Genomic DNA, 5,139 nt, shown 5'->3' with positions numbered 1-5,139 from the left:
GAAATTTGTGAGATTGATTTAATTCTCATTGCACGACACTGCGTTTATGTGGTAGATATTAAAAATTGGCATGGCAACATCGAAATTTATGACCCTAATTGGTATCCAGATAATTACCAACCCTTCTTATCGCCTTTAAAAAAATTAAGAAAACATGCAAAAGTCCTGAGTACGATGATTTGTGATGCTAATCGCGTTAAAGAGAGTGAGTTACGGAAAGTTCACATCCAAGCGGCGGTGTTAATGACAAATATTGATATCAAAATTATTGATCGTTGTGATAAAGATGGTGAACACATAACATATTTAGATGAACGTTGCTTAAAATACTTTAAAAGTAAAGCTTATATTCCTGACTACCGCTATCAAGATATTAAACATTATGTTACAACCGTTGAAAGAGCAATCAAAGGAAAATCTAGACCGAAAACAGCACCACAAAGATATCGTGATTGGCAAGTAGAAGATAAACTTAGTAGCAATGAGCGATATACAGAATATCGTGCTAAACATTTAATGATGGGTATGAGTAGCTGGACAGCAAGATTACGTGTTTATCAAGTCGATCCACTGCTAGAAACTAGCAAGCGTCAAGAACAATATAAACTTATTAGTACAGCATTTCGCGCAGTTCGACAATTACCATCCCATCCAAATATTCTCAGCGTACAAGACTTTTTTGAAAGTCGAGAACATGATTGTTTAGTAATGGTAAATGAAGATGTACCAGGACAAGTTTTGCACCAACATATCAAAAAGCAAAGCCTCAATTGGGAACAAAAATTAGCTGTAATGCGAGATGTTTTATCGGGGTTAGAACACGCACATAAACATGGTGTGATTCATCGTAATATTACACCCGATAGCATCTTAATTACTACTATCGGTCAAGCTCGTTTAGTAAATTTCGATTATGCGCGTATTTGTGATCGCACCAGCACGATCGCAGATGATATTATCGATGACTTGGAAAAATATGCTGCTTACCAAGCTATCGAATGTCAAAACGATCCTTCTCAAGCCAGCGTTGTTTCTGATTTGTTCTCCGTTGGCTTAGTATTTTATGAACTGTTGACGGGAGTTCCAGCTTTTGTAGATGCTAATCAAATTTATGAATGCAACGCTAATTTTCCCATTCAGCCATCGCAACACAATCCTGAACTGTTATCGGATTGGGATAAATGGTTGCAAAAATTATCTGCTTTTGCTCCCAACGATCGCTATCCTCATGCTGATGCAGCATTACAGGATTTAATTCCACTTGCAACTCTACCAAATCTAGATATCACTAATTTGCCTGCCGATACAATTATTGATGAGCAATATCGGATAATTCAGCGATTGGGGCGACCTGGTAGTTTTGCTGTAGCTTATCATGTTTTTGATATCCTTCGCAAAACAGATTTGGTACTCAAATTAGTTACTCGTGATCGCCGTTCTGTCTATGAACGACTGCAACAAGAGTATACTGCTTTATTAAAGGTTCCTAAGCATCCTCATATTGTGGAAGTTATATTTGCCAGTCGGTTAAAAGATGATACTCCTTTTATTGTTTTTGAGTACATCGCTGGACAAGATATTGAATCTCTAATTGCAAACCAAACTCTTTCTCTGGAAAAAGCAGTTGAAATTACTAAACAGACTGCTGCTGGTTTATCACACTTGCACCAATACAAAGTTTGTCACCAAGATATCAAACCTTCTAACCTACTTTTAACTGTCCAAGGTGTGCGAATTCTTGATTTTAATGTTGCCGTATCAGACAGCGATGAAATGGCTATTAGTGCTGGAACTCGTCGCTACATTCCCCCGGACTGCAAATTAACAATAGATTTGAGTTTAGCCGAAAAAATCGACAGAGATGTGTATGCTTTAGGTATAGTTTTTTATGAATGTGTCACAGGTCGCTACCCATTTGATGAACCACAACCGCCAAAACGGAAATTACCCCGCAATCCCAGCGAATTAAAGGGATGCGAGAATTTAAGCGATGAATTAATGCAAGTAATGATGCGAGCGATCGCACCTCAACGCACAGAAAGATTTACTGATGCAGCCGAATTTTTACAGGCAATTAATAACCTTTCTTGCCTGAGAAAATCTGAACCAAGAAGTTTGTCTTCAGAAATTAAATCAGTACAAATATTTTCTAAATCCAGGTATAAAGGCAAGCAAACACAACAAATAACTACCAACACAACCCTAACAACTTTTAACTTATTTACTCTGCCAAAATTGGCAAGTCAAAGTCAAATTGACCCAGATAAACCAATAGTTCTAGACCCTACAGGAAAATACGAAATTCCACTGGGTTACATTGGTATTACCACAGAAGTTGAGTGGATGGAATCTTTTGGTATTACTAATTCTCCCTACTGGGTAAGAGGTAAAAGATTATGTGATTGGGCGCAAGAATGGCTAAAAGCTTGGAACAAATTAGATGCGATCGCCGAAATTAAACAAGATCCACGCCTGCGCTTACAAGAAACTTTTGGTTCCCTACCTTTACCCAGCGAGTGGACAGAAAACCAGCAGCTAGCCGTAGCCACTAAACTTGACTTTTATCCGCAAGATAATCCAATTGCACATTTATTAGCAGATATTACCGAAACTGACAAGCAAATATGGTTAGGCGAACCTTCCATAGAGAATTTAGCTGCTTGGCTGGCGATTCAAGTACCGCCAGAGTACAGACCTTTAGAACGAGTATGGCAAAACCAATTTCTAGAGCATAACTTAGGAATATACTACCAAACATCAGATAAGCTCAAACTTTTACGCCGTTGGCTAGGAATCGCAGAACCAGCTATTACAGAACTACCTAAATATCCCTTAGCAATTCCCAATTGTCTAACACAAGAGTTTGATCGCTACTGGGAACAACAACTATACCGTTCAGATGGACAAATATTAGAAAATCTCATTCTCAGCGAACAAGTTGGTTGTGAGAGGATTGCAACTGTTGCCTATAATGTCCTTGAGAATCGACCTAACTTGCTGAATAAAGTTCGAGAAAAGAAAATTGCTGCCTATCTCAGTCATCAGCAGCGAGAAACACTTAGCAATAAACAGCCTCCACCTATTCCCGAACCCCTTGATATTCAAGCTACTCCACAAGAAGCCTTGAGGTGGGTTACGGAAAGTTATTTACCTTTTCGTCGTTGGGAAATAGCGATCCATCAGCCCATCTCTGCACAAAATATAAGCGATCACTTGGCTGATAGTTTTGTAGCATGGATATTACATCACTATCCCCAAATGAAGGAAAATGATGTTAAGAATTCACAATTGAATTACAGCGTTGCATCCATAGTGCAAAATCTTTGTCAAACTTCCCCGGTGCTTTGGGTTGTAATTGATGGCTTAGGGTGGTTAGATCATCTAGAACTGTTATCCTTCCTCACACAAAACCAGCAACTCGCCATAGAAACTTATATCCAACCGCGCTTCAGCATCTTACCTACAACGACTGCATACGCCAAATGGAGTCTTTACACGCAACTTTTACCTAACGATTCTGCTTGGGTTAAAAATGCCGAAAAAGCCTTGCCAAAAATGGAAATAGGAAAGCGTTATACAGACTCTGATAAAGCCAAACTCCGTCAAGATTTAAAAAAAGGCAAACACAAGCTTTATTGTTGGGATACGCAACAATTTGATGAATTACACCAAACTGAACGAGATTGGCAACACTGGTATAAAGTTAAACGCCCCCACACCTTGGAAGGAATCGCCAGAGAAATCCAATCTTTCGTTGCCGAATATTCTTATCCAGAACAACTACAAGTTATCGTTACTAGTGATCGCGGACAAATTTTAGGTGTCTGTGAACAAATTACCTACCCTGACAACATAGAAGCCCAAGGAAGAATAGTTATAGAAAAAATCGACGATCCTCGGTTCGTAGTTTTAGAAAGCGATCGCTACGGACTTCCTCACGATATCAGTATTGTTAAAGGTGCTGCTACTTTAAGTTCTTTTAGCTACTCTCAAAATCGAAAAACTTTCGGTTCCCACGGTGGGCTATTTCCCGAAGAAGTTGTCATTGGCGTATCTATATTGCGAAAATCTGTACAACGCCGTCCAGTGCTAGTATATTGCCGTGGCGAAGGAGAAGTAGGAAAAATCGGCAAGTTAGAAATTACTATTGATAATCCTAACTCCGTACCCTTAATGGATGTATGCATACGCATTCATGAATTATCGAATCTCAATTATGGAATACCCTTAGAAACAATCATCCCAACAAATGATAAATTAACCTTGACGATAAATATTCCAAAAGTACCAGAGTTACCACCTGGTTATGAAGGCGATATCCTCAGCTTAAGCGGCGAATTAAATTTTCGATTTCCTAGCTGTGAAATCATGAGTACAAGTCTTGCTGCTGACTCGACATTCAGAGTTGAACAAATATTTATTAGTGGTATTGCAGGATTTAATATAGATGAATTCTAACGAACTATTAGCTTATAATCAGGATTTAATTATTGAGGTTTTTGGCAATCTGAGCATTGATAAAAATAGATTACCATCAAGTGGATTAAGTTCCGCTGGAATACCTAGTTTTGTTGCCGAATGGCTGCTTGATAAAGTTGTCCCGGGAACTGGAAAACTTACTACCCCAGAATTAGAAAAAATCAATAACTTTGTCAAAAAAGCCTTTCCCCGCAAAGATGACTACAACGAAATCATGTTTGAGTTATCCCAAGGAAAAGCTAAAAAAATTATTGCCCTAATGCGCGTCCGGATTAAAGTAAATAACGAAGGTAAATTAATTCCTGACCCATTAGCACAAATCAAAGTCTTAAATTTAGATGAATGTAGAATTTCTCCCACAATTGTAGAACGCCATACAATGCTTCTTCGCCAAGGGGTTTGGGGGAAAATTGATCTAGTTATGCTTCCTGACGGCACTGTAGAAGTAATGGATTTTGAACCTTTCCAATGTTCGCAAATTAATTTACAAAGTTATGCCAAGCTTCGAGAAAACTTTAATACACAACAATGGAAAAATTTACTATTTTGCTCAATGGGATTTAACCCCGAACACCCAAGCTACAGTGAAGATGCAAAAACCTGGGTATTATCTAGATTATTACCTTTAGTAGAATCTAATTACCATATTATGGAATTAGC

At 38.4% G+C, this 5,139-nt stretch carries 2 protein-coding genes; both read left to right on the top strand.

Translation table 11 applies throughout. The features are described from left to right. The first annotated feature begins 3 nt into the window (after positions 1-3). Positions 4-4,458, top strand: a complete 4,455-nt coding sequence (gene mads6, locus ACWATR_RS38530; protein ID WP_460345225.1) for a methylation-associated defense system protein kinase MAD6 — start codon at positions 4-6, stop codon at positions 4,456-4,458. Beyond that, positions 4,448-5,139, top strand: a 692-nt coding sequence (locus ACWATR_RS38525) for an anti-phage BREX system Lon protease BrxL (RefSeq protein ID WP_460345222.1), incomplete at its 3' end; no start/stop codon positions are given. The genes mads6 and ACWATR_RS38525, both read left to right, overlap by 11 nt.

Source organism: Nostoc sp. UIC 10890, assembly GCF_054786515.1.
Note: the sequence above shows the minus strand (reverse complement) of the source record. Positions and strands in the feature narration are given on the sequence as shown.